The sequence below is a fragment of the Streptomyces sp. NBC_01214 genome (assembly GCF_026340975.1).
Lineage (GTDB): Bacteria > Actinomycetota > Actinomycetes > Streptomycetales > Streptomycetaceae > Streptomyces.
The window spans coordinates 1,985,970-2,001,902 of sequence record NZ_JAPEOS010000002.1 but is presented as its reverse complement, the minus strand read 5'-3'; the positions used below and the strand labels follow the sequence as shown (position 1 = coordinate 2,001,902).

12 protein-coding genes are annotated in these 15,933 nt (G+C 71.5%); 4 read left to right on the top strand and 8 right to left on the bottom strand.

Annotated elements, in window-relative coordinates:
* Window positions 1–50: 50 nt before the first annotated feature.
* From OG594_RS33870 to OG594_RS33840, 7 genes are all read right to left on the bottom strand, one after another.
* Window positions 51–1,295, bottom strand: coding sequence for a GNAT family N-acetyltransferase (locus OG594_RS33870; protein ID WP_266606192.1), 1,245 nt, complete (start codon window positions 1,293–1,295; stop codon window positions 51–53).
* Between the two features lie 145 nt (window positions 1,296–1,440).
* Window positions 1,441–2,694 carry a YncE family protein gene (locus OG594_RS33865; RefSeq protein ID WP_266606191.1) on the bottom strand — a complete coding sequence of 418 codons (1,254 nt, stop codon included), beginning with the start codon at window positions 2,692–2,694 and terminating at the stop codon, window positions 1,441–1,443.
* A 167-nt stretch (window positions 2,695–2,861) separates the two neighbouring features.
* Complete coding sequence (locus OG594_RS33860) at window positions 2,862–4,013, bottom strand: XdhC family protein (RefSeq protein WP_266606190.1); 1,152 nt, start codon at window positions 4,011–4,013, stop codon at window positions 2,862–2,864.
* 104 nt (window positions 4,014–4,117) lie between these two features.
* Window positions 4,118–5,581 (bottom strand): NCS2 family permease, encoded by a 1,464-nt coding sequence (locus tag OG594_RS33855; protein WP_266606189.1) that lies wholly within the window; start codon window positions 5,579–5,581, stop codon window positions 4,118–4,120.
* Window positions 5,582–5,903: 322 nt separating this feature from the next.
* Window positions 5,904–8,306 (bottom strand): xanthine dehydrogenase subunit D, encoded by a 2,403-nt coding sequence (gene pucD, locus OG594_RS33850; protein WP_266606188.1) that lies wholly within the window; start codon window positions 8,304–8,306, stop codon window positions 5,904–5,906.
* 2 nt (window positions 8,307–8,308) lie between these two features.
* The gene (locus OG594_RS33845; protein ID WP_266606187.1) at window positions 8,309–8,941 is read right to left on the bottom strand and encodes a (2Fe-2S)-binding protein; all 633 of its coding nucleotides are present in this window, start codon (window positions 8,939–8,941) and stop codon (window positions 8,309–8,311) included.
* Between the two features lie 2 nt (window positions 8,942–8,943).
* Entirely contained in the window at window positions 8,944–9,840 is an 897-nt protein-coding gene (locus OG594_RS33840) for a xanthine dehydrogenase family protein subunit M (RefSeq protein WP_030715117.1), read from the bottom strand.
* Between the two features lie 253 nt (window positions 9,841–10,093).
* On the opposite strand from OG594_RS33840, the gene OG594_RS33835 reads away from it, so the two are divergent.
* Entirely contained in the window at window positions 10,094–11,773 is a 1,680-nt protein-coding gene (locus OG594_RS33835; RefSeq protein WP_266606186.1) for a PucR family transcriptional regulator, read from the top strand.
* Window positions 11,774–11,953: 180 nt separating this feature from the next.
* Window positions 11,954–12,730, top strand: a complete 777-nt coding sequence (locus OG594_RS33830) for a hypothetical protein (protein WP_266606683.1) — start codon at window positions 11,954–11,956, stop codon at window positions 12,728–12,730.
* A 260-nt stretch (window positions 12,731–12,990) separates the two neighbouring features.
* Here the strand turns inward: OG594_RS33830 and OG594_RS33825 are convergent, their stop codons facing one another.
* Entirely contained in the window at window positions 12,991–13,656 is a 666-nt protein-coding gene (locus tag OG594_RS33825; protein ID WP_266606185.1) for a GntR family transcriptional regulator, read from the bottom strand.
* A 138-nt stretch (window positions 13,657–13,794) separates the two neighbouring features.
* Between OG594_RS33825 and OG594_RS33820 the strand changes: the two genes are divergently transcribed.
* Both OG594_RS33820 and OG594_RS33815 read left to right on the top strand, forming a co-directional pair.
* Entirely contained in the window at window positions 13,795–14,655 is an 861-nt protein-coding gene (locus OG594_RS33820) for a (2Fe-2S)-binding protein (protein ID WP_266606184.1), read from the top strand.
* A 208-nt stretch (window positions 14,656–14,863) separates the two neighbouring features.
* Window positions 14,864–15,922, top strand: coding sequence for a DUF2637 domain-containing protein (locus tag OG594_RS33815; RefSeq protein ID WP_266606183.1), 1,059 nt, complete (start codon window positions 14,864–14,866; stop codon window positions 15,920–15,922).
* The last annotated feature ends 11 nt before the right edge of the window (window positions 15,923–15,933 follow it).

Here is a 15,933-nt window from a genome sequence, read left to right as displayed (position 1 = left end):
CGGGTCGGCGGCGGGCGGCACGCGGCACGCCCCGCCGACCCGGCCGTACGTCAGAACTCGTCGCCCGTGTGCGGCAGTACGGCCGTGCGCAGGGCCGCGTCCAGCGCCGCCGCCGCACCGGGCGTGTGCTCCCGTACCAGCCCGGCCGCGACGAGTTCCTCGACCCGGGTCCCACCGAGGTAGCAGGCGGCCAGTTCGCGCACGTCCAGGGCCAGGTCGGCGGCGGAGTCCGCGTGCTCGTACGCGGCCCCGCCCGGCCCGGCCGTCAGCCGGAACCGCCCGGCGTTGGCGGGCATCCGTACGTCGTGCACCTCCAGCACCACCTCCACCGGCGCGGCCCAGGACCGCCGCATCAGCGCCGCGCGCACGTCGACCAGGCGCAGCCAGAGCGCCGGGAACTGGGCGGTGATCCGCACCTGGTCCCGGTCCGCGGCGAAGTGCAGCAACGGGTCGTCGACCGGACGACCCCAGGCACGGACCGTGCCGGTGAGGTCGAGGGAGGCCACGCACTCCCACAGCGCGGCGGCGACCGCAGGGGTGTCGGCCTCCAGCTCGTCGACCCGGACCAGGCCCGGCACCCGGGTGCGTCCGGCCCCGGCGCCGCCGTCGTCCTCCGGCTTCGTGCGGTAGAGCACGTACCCGGCGATCGGCCTGTCCGCCTCGCCCAGGACGATGATCCGCGGCGGGCTCAGCTCCTCGTCCTCCTCGTCCTGTTCGGCCAGCCACTCCTCGGACCAGCGCTGCGCGCTGCGGGTGGGGCGGCCGGCCCGTCCGGCCCGGGCGGCCTCGTGGAAGGGCCCGATGACGCCGACGGCCTCCTCCGGGTCGACGAGCCGCAGCGGGCGCCGGTCCGGGTCGATGCGCAGGGCCAGCGGGCGGGTGGAGTCGATCTCGATCGTGACGCCGGTGGTGGCGCTGCCGTAGCCGAAGCGGCCGTAGATCGCGGCCTCGGAGGCCCAGAGGGCGGCGAGCGGGCTGCCCGCGTCGGCGGTCCGCCGCAGCATCTCGTCCATCAGCCCGGTGAGCACGCCGCGCCGGCGGTGGGTGGGGGCGACGCCGACGAAGGTGAGCCCGGGGCAGGGCAGGTCCGCCCCGGGCACCGAGAGCCGGAAGTCGTGCGCGGCCATGAAGCCGGCCAGGACCGTGCCGTCGTAGGCACCGATCCGGTCGCAACTCGCGAGGAGGGCATGGTGTTTCTCCCGGACCTCTTTCTCGGGCCGATCGTGGAAGACCAGGTACGCGAGCTCCAGAGCACGGTCGATGTCGGACTCGGGTACCTCGCGGATGTCCACCATGATCGCGAGACTAATCGGTCATCAGCGGACTGGTCACCTCATATTGGCCGGTTCGGCACGTCCGGCCGGAACGCGCGCCTCCTGGCCGGAACGCGAGCGCCCGGCCGGCACGCGGACCCCGGCCGGTACGCGGACCTCGTGCGGACTACCGCGCCGCGGGACCGGTCCAGCCGGCCGGGACGTGGCCGAGCCGGACGCGCTGCGGGTGGTCCCCGACGGGGACGGACACCCGCTTGGTGCCGGTGGCGAAGTCGATGGCCGTGACCCGGTCGGCGCCGCTCTCGGAGATCACGCAGGCGCTGCCGTCGCCGGAGACCGTGGCCCAGTACGGCTTGGCGGCGGGCACGAGCGGGCCTTCGGCGAGGGTGGCGCGGTCCACGACGGTCGCGTAGTCGTCCATGGTGCCCGCGATGCAGAGCTTCGCCCCGTCGGGGCTCATGGACATGCCGTGGTGGCGGGAGTCGTTGACCCAGGTGGTGCGGTCGGTGCTGGTGGCGGGGTTCATCGGGAGGGTCTTGAGGCGGGTGATCCGGTCGGAGGGGACGTCGTACTCCAGGAAGCCGTTGAAGAAGGACACCTGGAAGTAGAGCTTCGACTCGTCGGGGCTGAAGGACACCGGGCGGACGGCATCGGACAGGTCGCGGCGGCCGAAGGCGTCCAGCCGCTCCCGCATGTCGATCACCCGGACCGTGCGGAAGGTCTGCGCGTCGACCACGGTGATCTTGCGGTCGCCCTTCGTCCAGTCCAGCCAGGGCGCGTCGAGGGCGGTGTTCACCTCGCCGATGGAGCTGTTCCAGAGGAAGCGGCCGTCGCGGGTGAAGGTGTTCTCGTGCGGCTTGTCCCCGGTGCCGAAGGAGCCGACCTGCCGCCCGGTGGTGATGTCCAGGACGTGCACGGTGTTGGAGGTGGAGGCCGAGACGGCGACGCGGGTCCCGTCCGGCGAGACCGCCATGTGGTCGGAGCGGTACCCGGACACCGGGAAGCGCCAGTTGACGCGCCCGGAGGCCACGTCGATGGAGACGACGTCGGCGAAGCTGGGGCGGGAGACGACGACCGCGGAGCCGTCCGGTGTGGTGAACATGTCGTCGACGAACTGGTCGTGCCCCTCGCCCGCGCTCTCCCGGATGCCGAGGAAGAAGGCGAGCTTCACCGGGTTGAGGTAGATCTCCCACAGCCGCTCCGCCTTGTCGGGGACCACGTCGATCCGGCCGATCTTGGCGAGGTCGCCGGTGGAGGCGAGGACGTCGGCGGTCCCCTCCCAGTTGTTCCCGACGAAGAACACCTCGCGCAGGCCGCCGCCCGGAGCGGCGCCGGGAGCGGCACCCGACGGGGCCGGCGTGAAGGCGGTGAGCAAGGTGGCCGCGGCCAGCAGGCCCAGGGTTCGCACGGTACGCAACATCCGCTCAACTCCGGTACGGGGAAGGGATGGAGAGGGTGCCTCCTATTACCGGCGGGTAAAATAGGGGGAACGGCACGAGGGCGCAACCCCCACGGGGTGCGCCCTTTCCTCACGTCCGGCTTCTCACGTCCGGCTTCTCGCGTCCGGCCCGTCGGGCCGTCACGCCTTCAGGCGACGGAACCGATCCGGTCGAGCATCGTGTGCGCGATGTCCGGGTGGATCGGGATGTGCGCGCCGGTCAGGGCCGCGCCGGTGCCGCCGCGGCGGTTCGCGACGATCTCGGCGGCGATGGACAGCGCGGTCTCCTCCGGGGAGCGGGCGCCGAGGTCCAGGCCGATCGGGGAACGCAGCCGGGCCAGTTCGAGCTCGGTCACCCCGACCGCGCGCAGCCGCTCGTTGCGGTCCTCGTGGGTGCGGCGGGAGCCCATGGCACCGACGTAGGCGACGGGCAGCTTGAGCGCCAGTTCGAGGAGCGGGACGTCGAACTTGGCGTCGTGGGTGAGCACGCACAGGACGGTCCGGCCGTCCACGACCGTGGTCTCCAGGTAGCGGTGGGGCCAGTCGACGACGATCTCGTCCGCCTCGGGGAAACGGGTCTTCGTCGCGAAGACGGGCCGCGCGTCGCACACCGTCACCCGGTAGCCGAGGAACTTGCCGATCCGCACGAGGGCGGAGGCGAAGTCGATGGCACCGAAGACGATCATCCGCGGGGGCGGGACGCTGGACTCGACCAGCACCTTCAGCGGCTCTCCGCAGAGCCTGCCGTCGGCGCCGATCTCCAGCACGCCGGTCCGGCCGGCGTCGAGCATCGCGCGGGCCTCCTCGGCGATGGTGCGGTCGAGCTCGGGGTGGCCGCCGAAGCCGCCCTGGTGGGCGCCTTCGGTACGGACGAACACGGCGCGACCCATGAGCTCGGCCGGGCCCTGCGCGATCCTGGCCACGGCCGCGGCCTCGCCGCGAGCGGCGGCGGCCAGCCCGGCCGCGAACACCTCCCGGGCGGGAGAGCCCACGCGGACCGGGGTGACCAGGATGTCGATGATTCCGCCGCAGGTCAGACCCACGGCGAAGGCATCGTCGTCGCTGTACCCGAAGCGCTCGTGGACGGTCTCGCCGTCCTCCAGCGCCTGCCGGCACAGCTCGTACACCGCACCTTCCACGCATCCGCCGGAGACCGAGCCGATGGCCGTGCCCTCGCTGTCGACGGCGAGTGCGGCCCCGGGCTGCCGGGGCGCGCTCCCGCCGACCGCCACGACGGTGGCGACGGCGAAGTCACGCCCCTGCTCGACCCACCGGTTCAGCTCTTCGGCGATGTCCAGCATGGGGGCCTCCTCGGAGAGGTTCGGTTCCAGTATCTGATACGTCGATCTGATGCGTGCATCGGATACGTGGAGGTGCGGGTACGTGATGATCAGGCGGTTCGGGGTCAGCCGACCCCGAGCCAGTGCTCGATCGGGTTCAGGGCGAAGAACACCAGGAAGATCCCGGTCAGCGCCCACATGAAGCCACCGATCTCCCGGGCCTTGCCCTGAGCGATCTTGATGGCGACGTAGGAGATCACACCGGCGGCGACGCCGGCCGTGATCGAGTAGGTGAACGGCATGATCACGACGGTCAGGAAGACCGGGATCGCGGTCGCGCTGTCGGCCCAGTCCACGTGGCGGGCGTTCTGCATCATCATCGCGCCGATGACGACCAGGGCCGCGGAGGCGACCTCACCCGGGACGATCTGCGTGATCGGGGTGAAGAAGAGGCAGGCGGCGAAGAACAGGCCGGTGACCACGGAGGCGAGACCCGTGCGGGCACCCTCGCCGACGCCGGTCGCGGACTCGACGAAGACGGTCTGGCCGGAGCCGCCCGCGACGCCACCGATGGCGCCACCGGCGCCGTCGATGAAGAGCGCCTTGGACAGGCCCGGCATGCGGCCCTTGTCGTCGGCCAGCTTGGCCTCGGTGCCGACGCCGATGATGGTGGCCATGGCGTCGAAGAAGCCGGCGAGCACCAGCGTGAAGACGATCATGCCGATCGTCATGTAGCCGACGTCGCCCCAGCCGCCGAAGGAGACGTCACCGAAGAGCGAGAAGTTCGGCATCGAGACCGCGGAGCCGTCAAGCTCCGGCGGGCCGTTCTTCCAGGCCTTCGGGTCGATGTCCACGACGGCGTTGAGGATCGCGGCCAGGACGGTACCGCCGACGATGCCGATCAGGATGGCGCCGGGCACCTTGCGGGCCTGGAGCATGAAGATGGCGACGAGGGTGATGCAGAAGAGCAGCACGGGCCAGCCGGACAGCTCGCCGACCGCGCCGAGCTGGACGGGAGGACCGAACTCCGGACCCTTGCCGACGAAACCGGCCTTGAAGAAGCCGATCAGGGCGACGAAGAGGCCTATGCCCATGGTGATCGCGTGCTTGAGCGCGAGGGGGATCGCGTTCATGATCATCTCGCGGAGGCCGGTGACGACCAGGAGACAGATCACGACACCGTAGACCACACACATGCCCATGGCCTGCGGCCAGGTCATCTGGGGGGCCACCTGCGAGGCCAGCACGCCGGACACGGAGAGACCGGCGGCGAGGGCGAGCGGCACCTTGCCGACGAAGCCCATGAGGAGCGTGGTGACGGCCGCGGCGAACGCGGTGGCGGTGATGATCGCCGACCCGTCCATCACCGTGCCGGCGACGTCCTTGCCCGACAGGAGCAGGGGGTTGAGCAGGAGGATGTACGCCATCGCCATGAAGGTCGTGATACCGCCACGAACCTCGTTGCCGACGTTTGAGCCTCTGTGCGTTATATGGAAATAGCGGTCGAGCCAGGACCGTCCGGCGGGCGGCTGAGAGCCGTCGCCGGCCTCCTCCGCGGTGGTCTTGGGCTCTACTGACGACTGGGTCATGGTGCCTAACTCCCAAGGTTCAAAGGGGCACCCGCTTGGAGATTGGAGACGCGGGATTTGGGATGCTGCGTTTGGCTGCACGACCCGGGGTGACGGCCCGAGGCGACGCGAATGTTCACTGCGTTTACTGCGGGTAGTGCGGGGTGACCGCTGGTACCACGGGGGGGTTCTTGCAGGGGTACTGCCAGGTGAAGGGACCGCGAGCGGTGCGGTGCTTCGTACGTCCTCCGGACGGTGTGGCGCGAAGTGTGACGTTCCCATGCACACCGCCCGGAGAGTCTGAGGGGGTCCGGGGGCCTCGCGGCCCCCGGACCACGCCGTCCTAGAGGGTCCCGGTAAGGGCTTCCGGACGGATCGGCGTCTTGTTGATCTCCAGACCCGTCGCCTGCCGGATCGCCGCGATGACGGCCGGGGTGGACGAGAGGGTCGGGGCCTCGCCCATACCGCGCAGGCCGTAGGGGGCCTTCGGGTCGGCGAGCTCCAGGACGTCGACCGGGATGGTCGGGGTGTCCAGGATGGTCGGGATCAGATAGTCCGTGAAGGAGGGGTTGCGCACCTTCGCGGTCTTCGGGTCCACGATGATCTCTTCCATGATCGCGACGCCGAGGCCCTGGGTGGTACCACCCTGGATCTGGCCGACCACGGACAGCATGTTGAGGGCCTTGCCGACGTCCTGCGCGGTCGCCAGCTCGACGACCTTGACCAGGCCGAGCTCGGTGTCCACCTCGACGACCGCGCGGTGCGCGGCGAAGGTGTACTGGACGTGGCCGTTGCCCTGGCCGGTGACCAGGTCGAAGGGCTCGGTCGGCGCGTGACGGAACTCCAGCTCGAGGTCGATGGCCTCGTCGCCCAGGATGTCGGCGATGTCCGCGAGGACTTCGCCGCCGTCGGTGACGACCTTGCCGCCTTCGAGGAGCAGCTCGGCCGTGGCCCACGCCGGGTGGTACGAGCCGTTCTTGCGGCGGCCGATCTCCAGGAGGGCCTCGCGGACCGCCTCACAGGTGTTCTTCACGGCGCCACCGGTCATGTACGTCTGCCGGGAGGCGGACGTGGAACCGGCGGAGCCGACCTGCGTGTCGGCCGGGTGGATGGTCACCTGCGTGACGCCCAGCTCGGTACGGGCGATCTGCGTGTGGACGGTGATGCCGCCCTGGCCGACCTCCGCCATGGCCGTGTGGACCATCGCGACGGGCTCGCCGTTGATGACCTCCAGCCGTACGCGGGCGGTCGAGTAGTCGTCGAAGCCCTCGGAGAAGCCGACGTTCTTGATGCCGACCGCGTAGCCGACGCCGCGGACGACGCCCTCGCCGTGGGTGGTGTTCGAGAGGCCACCGGGCAGCGCGCGGACGTCCGCGCTCTCGCCGGCGGACTCCCACTGGCGCTCGGGCGGCAGCGGGCGGGCCTTGACCCGGCGCAGCAGCTCGGCGACCGGCGCCGGGGCGTCCACGACCTGGCCGGTGGGCATGATCGTGCCCTGCTCCATGGCGTTCAGCTGGCGGAACTCGACCGGGTCCATGCCCAGCTTCGCGGCGAGCTTGTCCATCTGGGCCTCGTAGGCGAAGCAGGCCTGGACGGCGCCGAAGCCGCGCATCGCGCCACAGGGCGGGTTGTTCGTGTAGAGCGCGATCGCCTCGATGTCCACGTCCTCCAGGACGTAGGGCCCCACCGAGAGGGAGGAGGCGTTGCCCACGACCGCCGGGGAGGCGGACGCGTACGCGCCGCCGTCCAGGACGATCTTGCACTTCATGTGCGTGAGCTTGCCGTCCTTGGTGGCGCCGTGCTCGTAGTAGAGCTTCGCCGGGTGGCGGTGCACATGGCCGAAGAAGGACTCGAACCGGTTGTAGACGATCTTGACCGGCTTGTTCGTGGCCAGGGCCAGCAGGCAGGCGTGGATCTGCATCGAGATGTCCTCGCGGCCGCCGAAGGCACCGCCGACGCCCGAGAGCGTCATGCGGACCTTCTCCGGCGGCAGGCCCAGGACCGGGGCGATCTGCTGGAGGTCCGAGTGCAGCCACTGGGTGGCGACGTAGAGCTCGACGCCGCCGTCCTCGGACGGCACGGCCAGACCGGACTCCGGGCCGAGGAAGGCCTGGTCCTGCATGCCGAAGGTGTACTCGCCCTCGACGATGACGTCGGCGCGCTTGCGGGCCTCTTCCACGTTGCCGCGGATGATCGGCTGGCGGTGCACGATGTTCGGGTGCGGGACGTGACCGATGTGGTGGTCGGTGCGGCCCTCGTGGATCAACGGCGCGTCGGGGGCGAGGGCGGAGGCCTCGTCGGTGACGAGCGGCAGCTCGCGGTAGTCGATCTTGATCTTGGCGGCCGCGCGGCGGGCGGTCTCCGGGTGGTCGGCGGCTACGAGGGCGACCGGCTCGCCGTGGTGGCGCACCCGGCCGTTGGCGAGGACCGGGGTGTCCTGGATCTCCAGGCCGTAGTTCTTCATCTCGGCCGGCAGGTCGTCGTAGGTCAGCACCGCGTACACGCCGGGCATGGCGAGCGCCTCGGAGATGTCGATGGAGACGATCTCGGCGTGGGCGACGGTGCTGCGCAGCGTCTGGCCCCAGAGCATGTCCTCGTGCCACATGTCCGAGGAGTACGCGAACTCACCGGTGACCTTGAGGGTGCCGTCCGGGCGGAGAATCGATTCGCCGATGCCGCCCTTGGTGTGCTCCTGGGTGACGTTCGTCGGCGTACCGGCGGGCACGGTGCGGGTGTTCTGCGCCATGGTCAGACCGCCTCTGACTGACGGGCGGCCGCGAGGCGGACCGCGTCGAGGATCTTCTCGTAACCCGTGCAGCGGCAGAGGTTGCCGGACAGGGCCTCACGGATGTCCTGGTCGGACGGGGAGGAGTTCTCCTCCAGGAGCGCGTCCGCCTGGATCAGCAGACCCGGGGTGCAGAAACCGCACTGGACGGCGCCGGCGTCGATGAACGCCTGCTGGATGGTGGAGAGCTCCACGCCCTCACCGGTCTGCGAGTCGCCCGCCCGCGGGCGGAGCTCGCTGTGGGGCCCGTGCGCCTGCCACTGCTTGGCCGCGTCCAAGGACACGCCCTTGCTACCGCAACCACCGCCGGTACCGCAGGCACCGCCGTGGCCGTGCTCGTCGCGCTGCTTGGCGAACTCCGCCAGGCCCTCGACGGTCACGACGTCGCGACCCTCGACCTGACCGGCCGCCACCAGACACGAACAGACCGGTACGCCGTCGAGACGGACGGTGCAGGAACCGCACTCGCCCTGCTCACAGGCGTTCTTGGAGCCCGGCAGGCCCAGGCGCTCGCGCAGGACGTAGAGGAGGGACTCGCCCTCCCAGACGTCGTCGGCTTCCTGCTGACGGCCGTTGACCGTGAAATTGACGCGCATGATTACGCAGCCCCTTCAAGCGAGCGGCCGTTGCCGGTACCGCGGTACTGCTCCCAGGTCCAGACGAGCTGGCGGCGAGCCATGATGCCGACCGCGTGACGGCGGTACTTCGCCGTGCCGCGGACGTCGTCGATCGGGTTGGCCGCACCGGAGGCGAGGTCACCGAACTGCTTGGCGATCGACGGGGTGATGACCTTGCCCGACTCCCAGAAACCGCCCTCTTCGAGCGCGGCGTTCAGGAACTCCTCGGCGGCCTTCGCCCGGATCGGGGTCGGCGCGGCCGAACCGATGCCGGTACGGACCGTGCGGGTCTCGGGGTGCAGCGCCAGACCGAACGCGCAGACCGCGATGACCATCGCGTTGCGGGAACCGACCTTGGAGTACTGCTGGGGGCCGTCCGCCTTCTTGACGTGAACGGTCTTGATGAGCTCGTCGGCGGCCAGCGCGTTGCGCTTCACACCCGTGTAGAACTCGTCGATCGGGATGAGGCGGGAGCCGCGTACGGACTCCACCTCGACCTCGGCGCCCGCCGCGAGCAGCGCGGGGTGGGAATCGCCGGCCGGCGAAGCGCAACCGAGGTTGCCGCCGACACCGCCGCGGTTGCGGATCTGCGGGGACGCGACCGTGTGCGAGGCGAGCGCGAGTCCCGGGAGCTCCGTACGGAGGTTCTCCATGATCTGGGTGTACGGGACGGAGGCGCCCAGGCGAACCACGTCCTCGCCGACCTCCCATTCCCGCAGCAGACCGATGCGGTTCAGGTCCAGGAGGTACTCCGGCCGACGGTGGTCGAAGTTGATCTCGACCATCACGTCGGTGCCACCCGCAATCGGCACAGCTGAGGGGAACTCGGCCTTAGCGGCGAGCGCCTCCTCCCAGCTGGCGGGGCGAAGGAAGTCCATGAGCGGCTCTCTTCTTCTTCATCGTGTCGTTTACTTCAAGCCAGGAGGCCCGAGAGTCCTCGACTGGTCGTTCACGTGCTGTTAACGCGGTGTGGACCCAGTACACAAGCCGCTCGCCGCCCGGTGCAGTCACTGAAACCATGAAGGAGTTGGCTGACGGCCTCCCCCGTCTTGTAGATTCGTATGAAAGGCAGGATGCGACGACCTGCCCGATTTCCAACGGCAACATTCGAGACAGATCGGCGGCGACATCATGCGGCTGCGCGCACTGCTGGAAACCGAGGCGCTGGGGCTGCGGCTGCTCGGCGGCGAGGGTGAACTCGACCGGACGGTCCGCGGGGTCATGACGACCGACCTACGGGATCCCAGCCGGTACCTGTCGGGGGGCGAACTCGTCCTGACCGGCCTGGCATGGAGACGAAATTCAGCCGACTCCGAGCCATTCGTACGAATCCTGGCGAGTGCGGGCGTCGCCGGGCTCGCTGCGGGTGAGGCGGAGCTGCAGGCCATTCCGGATGATCTCGTTTCGGCCTGTGTGCGCAATCGGCTGCCGCTGTTCGCCGTGAACGAAGACGTTGCATTCGCCACGATCACCGAGTACGTCGTCCGACAGGTTTCGGGCGAGCGCGCCGGAGACCTCGCGGCCGTCGTCGACCGACACCGTCGGCTGATGACCTCGGGTCCGGCCGGCGGCGGCCCCGACGTGGTGCTCGATCTGCTCACCACCGACCTCGATCTCCGGGCCTGGGTGCTGTCCCCCACCGGCCGGCAGATCGCCGGGGCGGGCGAGCCGCTGGCGCCGGGCGTGTGCGCAGCACTGGCGGGCGAGCACCTTGCGGCGGTCCGGACGGGCCGTAGGGGGCCGCATCGGATCTCCATCCAGGGTATTACCTACTCGCTCTTCCCGATCAGGGGACACGGGCGCGGGGCCGCCGGTCCGGGGGCCCGCGACGTGCGCGAGACCGTGCTCTCGGACTGGCTGCTGGCCGTCGAGGCGGACGCGGGCGACTGGCCCGCCGAACGCCTCGACCTGCTCCAGGGCGTCACCCAGCTGATCGCCGTGGAGCGGGACCGGCGCGACGCGGCCCGCACCGTGCGCCGCCGGCTCGCGCAGGAGGTCCTCGAACTGGTCCAGACGGGTGCCCCGCCCGCGGAGATCGCCGCCCGCCTGCGGGTCGCGGCCCCGGTGCTGCTGCCCGGACTGGGCGCCGCCCCGCACTGGCAGGTCGTCGTGGCCCGGGTCGACTGGGAGGGCGGGGACATCCCGGGCGGCCCGGTGGCCCAGTCGCTGCTGGAGGAGATCCTCGTCGACCCGTCCGTCTCCGGGCCCGAGCCCTCGGACCGGATCGCCGTGGCCCATGCGGGTGACGAGGCCATCGCCCTGGTACCGCTGCCCTCGCTCTCCGGGGACGCCGGGGAGGACAAGGGCCCCGACTCCGCCCTGCACGCCGACGAGCTGCTCGCGGCCGTACGGGACCCCCTGGCGGCCGGTCTGGCCGACGACGGCCGGCTCACGCTGGGCGTCAGCGCGGCCGTGCACTCCGCCGAGGGGCTGCGCGGGGCGCTGGAGGAGGCCCGGCACGCCCGCCGGGTGGCCGCGGCGCGCCCGGGCCGGGTCTGTGCGGCGGGCCACCACGAGCTGGCCTCGCACGTGCTGCTGCTGCCGTTCGTCCCGGACGACGTCCGCCGTGCCTTCACGGCCCGGCTGCTGGACCCGCTGCGGGACTACGACCGCCGCCACCGCGCGGAGCTCATCCCGACGCTGGAGGCGTTCTTGGACTGCGACGGTTCCTGGACCCGCTGCGCGACGCGGTTGCACCTGCACGTCAACACGTTGCGCTACCGCGTCGGGCGAATCGAGCAGTTGACGGGGCGGGACCTGTCCCGGCTGGAGGACAAGCTCGACTTCTTCCTGGCACTGCGGATGAGCTGAGGAGATCCGCCCCGGGGCCGCCGGGGTTCGGCGCGGGGCGGCTGATGATCCGTCCGGACTTTGTGAAAGAGTTCACCCAACCCCTTGGCCGATGCCGTAGATCCGTGCTCTCATTTCGCCCCAGGGCTCAACGATGTGCTGCTTGCTTGCTTTGGGGAGGGCAATGTGGCGGACACCGCCATGTCGGGTGCCGGAACAAGCGGAGGAGACGACCCCCTCCAGCGGGCGATATGGCGGCTGCGCTCGCGCGGCTGTTGGACGGATGCGGCGGCGCTGCTGACGCCGCACATCGGTAGGGCCGGCAGTGCCGGGGCGGCCGTGCAGCGGACCGCGCTGCTGGTGGAGCGGTGCCTGTTCACCGGACAGGGCTGGGCCGAGGCCGAGGACGCGCTGCGGATCGCCGAGGCGGTGTCCCAGGACGACGACGACCGGGGTGCGGCCGCGTGCGAACGGGGCCAGCTGGCGTACGCCGCCACCGTGCTCGGCGTGCGCGACCGGGCCGACGAGGCCCGCTCCGCGCTGGGCCGGGCCGCCGCCCTGCTGTCCCCGGAGTCCCGGACCCGTCCGCTGCTGGACTTCCGGCGGGGGCTCGTCGCCGAGCACCTGGCGGACGCCCCGCAATCGGCCCGGCCGGCGTACCACCGGGCCCACGCGGGGGCGGAGGCGCACGGGGACACCCTGCTGCTGTCCTTCACCTGGCGGCACCTGGCCGCGCTGGCCCTGCGGGACGGGGAGGTGGCCGAGGCCCGGAAGGGCTTCGCGGAGTCCCTGCGCATCCGGGAGGACCTGGGCTTCCTGATCGGCACGGCCCCGGCCCTGGCCGCCCTGGCCGAGGCCGAACCGGAACCGGAGGCCACCCGGCTGCGCGCGGAGGCCCGCCGCCTGTTCCACCTGCTGGGCGGCATCCCCACCTGGCTGGCGGACCAACTCCACCCGACCCCTTCGCCCGCGGCGTAGCTTCCGGTACCCACACGGCGCCCCCTCGCCTGCGGCGTGGCTTCCGGTACCTACACGGCGCCCCTCGCCTGCGGCGTGGCTTCCGGTACCTGTACCTACACGGCGCTCCGCGCCCGCGCCTCAAACGCCGGCGGGGCTGGGAGTACGCGGCGCAGCCGATTCCCGCCCCGTCGGCGACCAATCCAGCCCCGCCGGCGTTTGAGGCGCGGGGGCCGGGGCGGAGCCCCGGTCTTTCAGCCTCGCCGGCGATTGAGGCGCGGTCAGGCGGGGGAGCCTGCGAAGTGTTCGCGGACCAGCGACTCCACCACCGCGAGGTCCCGCCCGATCAGGGCCTCCAGCAGCGCCGAGTGCTCCGCCGCGTCAGCGACGAGATCCGCCCGCCGAACCCGCGGAGCGCCCGGCAGGGGCCACTGGGCCCGGCGGTGGAGCTCCTCCGCCACCTGCACCAGCTGCTCGTTGCCGGCCAGCCGCAGCACCGCCCGGTGGAAGTCCCGGTCCGCCGCCGCGTACCCCGGCAGGTCACCGGCCGCCGCCGCCTCGGCCGTGGCGGCGGCGGCCGGACGCAGGGCCTCCCAGGTGGCCGCCGGAACCGTGCGGGCCAGCCGGATCATCACGGGGACCTCGAGCAGCGCCCGTACCTCGGCCAGCTCGGCGAGCTCCTTCGGGGTGCGGGAGAGCACCCGGAAGCCCCGGTTCGGGAGGCACTCCACCGCCCCTTCCACGGCCAGCTGCTGCATCGCCTCGCGCACGGGGGTCGCGGAGACCCCGAAGCGCTCCCCGAGCGCCGGGCCCGAGTAGATCTCCCCCGGCACCAGCTCTCCGTCGATCAGGGCCGCGCGCAGCGCGTCGAGCACCTGACCGCGCACCGAATGGCGCAACACCTTCTGCCTTTGTGCCGGCACCCGGGCCTGGGCCGTTTCGTGCACGCGGTCCTCCTCCGGGTCTCGACCTGTCCTGAGAATAAGTGACGGGCGCGCGCGGGGAGGGGTGCGGATCGATCCGAATCAGGTAAGGTAAGGCTAACCTGTTAACGATCGTGTGATTCTGTGATTCGGTGGCCCGTCATGACCGTCACGCCCTTCCCGGCCGTCACATCCGCCCCGCCCGGCTCTGCGGTGACGGATGCGTTCGCCCGGCTGGCCGAGGCGTACGGCGGACTGCGGGTGGTCGAGCGAACCGCTGACGAACCCCTCCCCCGCGGTGTGGGATGGGTCGGCGCGGACGAGCTCGCGGCCGGCGGACCGGCCCTCGACGCCTTCCTCGCCTGGGACAACGCCCAGGTCCTGAGGGACTACGGCACCCAGGCCCGCCCCGACGTGATCGCGGGCTTCGGACTGCACCGGTACGCGTGGCCGGCCTGCCTGCTGATCACCCTCCCGTGGTTCCTGCACCGGCGGGTCCCCCGCCTCCCGGTCACCGAGGTGGCCTTCCACCGGACGCTGGGCCGGATGAGCGTGCACGTCGGCGAGTTCGCCTGCCTGCCGGACGATCCCGCGGCCGCACTCCCGGGGGCCCGTGTCGTGCCCGACGAGGAGGCGCTGCGCGAGGAGGTGCGGGCAGCGGTGGCCCAGCACCTCGGACCGCTGCTGGAAGGTTTCGGCCCGCGCATGCGGCGCGGCCGCCGCGCCCTGTGGGGCATGGTGACGGACGAGGTCGTCGAGGGCCTCTGGTACGTCGGCGACCTGCTCGGCGAGGAACAGCGGGCCATGGCCGAACTGGAGGCGCTCCTGCCGGGCTCCACCGCCCCGTACACCGGCGGCGCGGGGTTCCGTACGCTCACCGGCCCCGCCGGTGAGGAGCTGCCCACCCGGGACCGGGCCGGCTGCTGCTTCTTCTACACCATCCGCCCCGAGGACACCTGCGTCACCTGTCCCCGGACCTGTGACGCCGACCGGATCGCCCGCCTCGCGGCGACCGCCGCCTGAACCCACCCCGTACGACTGACCGTTTTCGAACACAACTCAGTCCGTACGGGCGTCAGTTCGAGCTACAACACCCTATCCGGCGGGCCCCGCCCCCCGATGGCGTCCACTTGCCCCGAAACCTGCGTGCACGGCTCACCGGCTACGCCACTATGGCGCCCGGAAAGCCGTACAGCCGCATGGCCGCACACGCGAGGCAAGGGACATTCGCATGAGACTGACCGACATATCGCTGGACTGGCTGCTGCCCGGCAGCCTGCTGATCCTGGGCGTACTTGCGGCAGTTGCGGTGCTGGCCCGTGGCAAGCGGGAGAGCGAGAAGGCCGCGGCCGAGGACAGCTGGGAGCGCAGCGAGGAACGGCGGCGGCGCAAGGAAGCCGTCTACGGGACCGCTTCGTACGTTCTGCTGTTCTGCTGCGCGGCGGTCGCCGCCGCGCTCTCCTTCCACGGGCTGGTCGGCTTCGGCCGGCAGAACCTCAACCTCACCGGAGGATGGGAGTACCTCGTCCCGTTCGGCCTCGACGGCGCCGCGATGTTCTGCTCGGTGCTCGCCGTGCGCGAGGCCAGCCACGGCGACGCGGCCCTCGGCTCGCGCATGCTCGTCTGGCTGTTCGCGGGCGCGGCCGCGTGGTTCAACTGGGTGCACGCCCCGCGGGGCCTGGGCCACGACGGGGCCCCGCAGTTCTTCGCGGGGATGTCGCTCTCGGCGGCCGTGCTCTTCGACCGCGCCCTCAAGCAGACCCGCCGGGCAGCGCTGCGCGAACAGGGCCTGATCCCGCGGCCGTTGCCCCAGATCCGGATGGTCCGCTGGCTGCGGGCCCCTCGGGAGACCTTCGGCGCCTGGTCGCTCATGCTGCTGGAGGGGGTACGCACCCTCGACGAGGCCGTGGACGAGGTGCGCGAGGACAAGAAGCAGCGGGAGCAGGACCGGCACCGCAGGCGCGATCAGAACCGGCTCGACCGGGCGCGCATCAAGGCGCTGGGCCGGCAGAACCGGGCGTTCGGGCGTTCCCGCGGCCGCCAGGTCGAGCTCCCGGAACTGACGCAGGGAGTGGGCTCCGCGCCGGTCGGCGCGGAGCCGGCCATACCGGAATCAGGACAACTGCCCCTGCGAGGCCGGCCCTCCCTGCAGGCCGTCACCCGAACCGAATCCCTTGACGTGACCGGCACCCGGACGGTGGACCTCACCGCCGAGGACGACACCCAGACCATTCCCCGGCTGGACTCGCTGGAGCGCAAACTGAAGGACCTGGAGCAGCAGTTCGGCTGACCCGGTCCGCT